This is a genomic window from Erwinia sp. PME.40.26/001, assembly GCF_055556675.1.
Genome location: NZ_JBVHNP010000167.1, coordinates 1 through 273, shown reverse-complemented (window position 1 = coordinate 273; position 273 = coordinate 1). Strand labels below are relative to the sequence as shown.

General features: G+C 66.3%; 1 pseudogene. It reads left to right on the top strand.

The features are described 5' to 3' along the window. Nucleotides 1-273: pseudogene (locus ACZ3HG_RS23700) on the top strand (putative urea ABC transporter substrate-binding protein); the annotation flags it as partial.

Sequence of the window (273 nt, the reverse complement as noted above, 5' to 3'; positions counted from 1 at the left end):
GCCATCATGACCGCCAAGGATGAACGCGCAACCCGCGCGCTGACCGCCATGGGCAAGGCTTCCGGCACCGACCTGGCGGGCTTCCAGTCGCAGCTGGCGGCCACCGCCATGTTCTACCAGCCCAAGGCGGCGCTGGAATTCGCCACCAAGAAGGAGCTGCCGGCCATCATGGGCCGCATCGCCAAGTTCAGCTTTGACCACGGCATCCTCGGTCCCAACGTCAAGAGCGCCGATGGCATCGGCGTCGCCTTCGACGGCAACGTGGTGATCGGC